The 3,789-nt window shown below is 58.5% G+C and carries 3 protein-coding genes and 1 pseudogene; all 4 read right to left on the bottom strand.

What is annotated here, in order from left to right:
- Nucleotides 1–78 precede the first annotated feature (78 nt).
- A pseudogene (locus EVC45_RS43810) lies at nucleotides 79–585 on the bottom strand (Tn3 family transposase); the annotation flags it as partial.
- 275 nt (nucleotides 586–860) lie between these two features.
- Nucleotides 861–1,880, bottom strand: coding sequence for an IS5 family transposase (locus EVC45_RS43800; RefSeq protein ID WP_211193591.1), 1,020 nt, complete (start codon nucleotides 1,878–1,880; stop codon nucleotides 861–863).
- A 147-nt stretch (nucleotides 1,881–2,027) separates the two neighbouring features.
- The gene (locus EVC45_RS43795; protein WP_168991668.1) at nucleotides 2,028–2,870 is read right to left on the bottom strand and encodes a DUF2325 domain-containing protein; all 843 of its coding nucleotides are present in this window, start codon (nucleotides 2,868–2,870) and stop codon (nucleotides 2,028–2,030) included.
- Between the two features lie 733 nt (nucleotides 2,871–3,603).
- The coding region (locus tag EVC45_RS43790) for a transposase (RefSeq protein ID WP_129964255.1) at nucleotides 3,604–3,789 on the bottom strand (186 nt) is incomplete at its 5' end.

Genomic DNA, 3,789 nt, shown 5'->3' with positions numbered 1-3,789 from the left:
AGATGAAAAATGAGGCCGCCATTATCGCCTGGCGCTCCAGGTGCCTCCTCATGTGTAACGCAGCTTTGAACCTCGCCTCCCATTTGCCTGCAACTCTTTGAGCACGCGCGACATCCACTGGACGTTGTAGAGGATCACCATGTTCGCGACGAGCTGGTTGTACTTGATGACCTTGCGCTGCTCGTGGCGGAGGTTTTCGGCGATGATGCCCTTACCGCCAAACATCAGCCACTGTGCGAAGCCGTTAAACTGTTCGCTCTTGTTGGTCGCCGCGTGAATCGTGCGACGCATTTCCGGGTCGTTGATGTATTTGAGCAGGAACAGCGTACGGATCACGCGGCCAAGCTCACGAAACGCAAAGTACAGCTTGTTCTTGAGGCTCTCCGAGCCCAGGCGTCGCAGGATCGTCGACGGCGTCATTTTACCCGCCTTGATCGAGACGGCCACGCGTAGCATGTCGGGAACATGCCGCTCGATCAAGGCCCAGTCGACGGTCCCGCGAAACAGGGAGTCGATGTTTTTGTAGCTCCGGTTCCGGTCGGCCTTGAAGAACTTCAGGCCCTTGACGTTGCGGATGCGCGGCATGGTTCTGGTGCAAATAGGTAAGCGGGTTGAGAAAGTTCATATAGGTAGGAAAGCTTATCGATCAAACAGGACCGCATTCCATACGGCGGGCGCAGCGGCCTCCTTGAGGCCGAGCTTCGCGAGATCGAACTGCCCCTTGCGAATGCGATGCGTCAACTCGATGCCTGAAATCGTGGTCGCGGCGCTCCCGAATCGCTTGAACCCAAGCATCACGTTCGTTCTGGACTTGATGGGCTTTGTTCGGATGGGTACGAGTCCCCTTGTTGTGGACGCACCTATCCATTTTTGACGCAAACCGACCTGCCGAAGGAGTTCCACAGGTTGATGAGGTTGGCGATGATGACGCCATCGCACTCCTGCGAGGCGATCTTCTGCGTCAGCAGGGTGGCGCCAATGCATCGCTTGATGCGCGAGATCTGCGCTTCGACGCGCGAGCGCAGGCCGTAGCCGTATTTCTTGTGGAACGCATAAATCCCCTTGTCCTTGATGTATCTGACGAGCTCGTCATGCCAGGGCGTCTGTCCGTCACCGTGTACGATCGCGTGAGCCGGCGGTGGTATGACCGGCGTGATGCCTGCCCCGGACAGCGCTTCGCCGCGCTCGATGCTGTAGTACGCACCGTCGGCTACCACCCGGTCCACCGGTAGGTCCGCAGGCAGCATGGCGTCCATGCCTTCGCTGTCCGACACTTCGGTGGTAGTGATCCGGATCGCGTGGATGTTCATGTCCGCATCGATGGATAGATGCATCTTGCGCCACGGCGTGCGATCGGCCTTTTTGCCGTATTTCTCTTCGTACCACTGACCGGCCCGGGCGAAGCTCAGACCCGTGCTGTCAACGATCAGGCTCACCGCTTCGCCACGCGCAAGCCGTCGGGCCAGCTGCTCGCAGCGCTGTGTCACGCTCGCCTCCAGCGCGGCAAACCGGTCACACAGCTGCCCGAAGCTGGGCACCGCGATGTCCAGCCCCCGGGTGGCCCAGTAGTCCTGCATGTAACCCGTCGTCTGCCGCATGCCCCAGCCGAACAGCCGGTAAAACGTGTAGATCAGCTCGATGTAACCAGCCGTGTAGGTCGGCTCGCGACCGGAGACGCCACGGGTACGCGTGATCGTGTTGATGAACTGCGCCTTCAGGTCGCCGTGCGGAACATACAGGCTGATCATCCCGCGCCTTTTCAGGCTCTGGTTATACGCGTGAGCGTTCGTGACCCGGTACCCGCCTTCTCCCATTTGCGCGGTTCGCCTTGTTTCTGTCTGACCTTGTATGGCATTATCTGAACACGCTTTATTCATCATCACGCACTTCTACGCAAGTCGCGCCCTCTTTGCAATACCCCCCAGCCCTGCAAGACAGGGCTGACTCATAGAGAAGTTGTCTACGTGCAGTCCGCAGCGCCGCCCCTTCGGCAGCATTTCGAACTCGGCGGCCTGCCGTTGGGCTTCCTAGCCGTGCCTCAGGCAAAAGCGCGCGGAGCACACACCAGCACCCGTATTCGCAAATGCACTGAGCCGGTCGATCAGTTCCACAAAACTTGCGAGGCTTGCCGTGCGAAGTCGATAGCAAGCGATATGATTGCGCTCACAGATGCACTCGAACATCTTCACGGTATCGTCGTCGATACAGTCGGCAGGGAACATGAGCATGTCGACATCTAGCAACGCGTCGGCCAGCAAACCGGTACTGTCCACAGCGTCGCTGCCGCACGCCATCGTTCCGCCTGAGGCTTCCACGACCCACCGCATCGCAGGGAGAGATTCGGGCCGACCCCCGACATATAGAACGCGCTTGCCCTGCAAAGCAGCGAGCGGATCGGCCTGCCGACCCGATGGGTAGTGCGCAGGATTCCCCAAAACCCGCTCCATCGCACTTGCTTCCGCTTGCAATGCTCGATTCAGCACATCCATTTCATTCAGCCGTACCCGCATTGCGCGCGTGCTTTCACGCTCGGCCGCAGCGCGCTGCTCCGCACCTTCCCGATAAATCGTATGAAGGGCGATCAGGTCGTCACTTTTGGTAAGTGCTTCGCGCAACATGAGGATTTCCCTGCGCAGTTCCACTTCGACGGTCGCCAGTTGCTCGTTCGGGCATGCAGCGAACCGTTGCTTCTGTATCGCTGCATCGCGTTCGGAACTAGTCTCGTGCAGTCGGCTCCGCTGTCGGTAGAGTTCCGCCCGCAGCGAGGAGCTCTCCCTTTCCGGCGCGACCGGGCGCGTGGTGTCCGTAGGAATTGCTCCGCTAACGGAATCCGGGGCTGCTTGTAAGCAGTCGAACGCGGATTGGTTCATATGCAGCTCCGTTTCGTGACGGGCTTTCATTGCGCCGCGGATCAGCGGATTATCGCCAGCCGCGGCGGCATTTTGCGATAAAGCGAGAACCGCACCCGAAGTTCTAGTGGTGGATAACAGGGATCTTGCATCGGCGCAGCACTTTTCGACTGACTTTCGCCGTGTGTTGGCACCGACCCAGCGTGAATTCCGAAATATATCGCGCGTTTCGCGCGGGCTCCGGCCGGCAGACTTCCGATCTTCGGGCTGTGAAAATACACATCTAGTTTCCAGGCTGGTTCGCCTTTACCCTTCTCTTAGATATGCTTTCAACAACGCGATCACGCGTCGTCAGCGCACTGCGCAGGCTGCTCGGTCACATCACTTCTCGGATCGCCGCTCGGTCCAATACTGCTATTTTATCCGTCGATTCGGCACCCGCCATACGAATGGGAACCCAGAACATGGAGCCGACCGCTGGACGCGCGAACGAGTCCTTGCGAATGCAATTGAATATAGCGAATGCGCTATCGTGCCAGTTTGATCAGTCTCAAAGCATCAGTAGTTTGCATCGCCTTGTTTCAGCCAAAACTTGCTCAATGACGTTGCATTTTCGCTGACTGAGGACGTAGCAGGGCCAGCGCATTGTACGCCCGTTAAGGGCAAAACCGCCACGAGGACGATCGTGTCGGGGTGGACGTCAAGATGAGGGGCTTTGTTCGGAAGGGTACGAGTTCCCGTGCTACGGACGCGACTATCCATTTTTGACGCAAACAGGCCTGCCGTACGAATTCCACAGGTTGATGATGTTGGCGATGATGACGCCCTCGCACTCCTGCGAGGCGATCTTTTGCGTCAACAGGGTGGCGCCAATGCATCGCTTGATGCGCGAAATCTGAGCCTCGACGCGCGAGCGCAGGCCGTAGCCGTATTTTTTGTG

It is taken from the genome of Paraburkholderia sp. UYCP14C, from assembly GCF_004197395.1.
Classification (GTDB): Bacteria; Pseudomonadota; Gammaproteobacteria; order Burkholderiales; family Burkholderiaceae; genus Paraburkholderia.
This window is presented reverse-complemented; position numbering and strand designations above follow the sequence as displayed.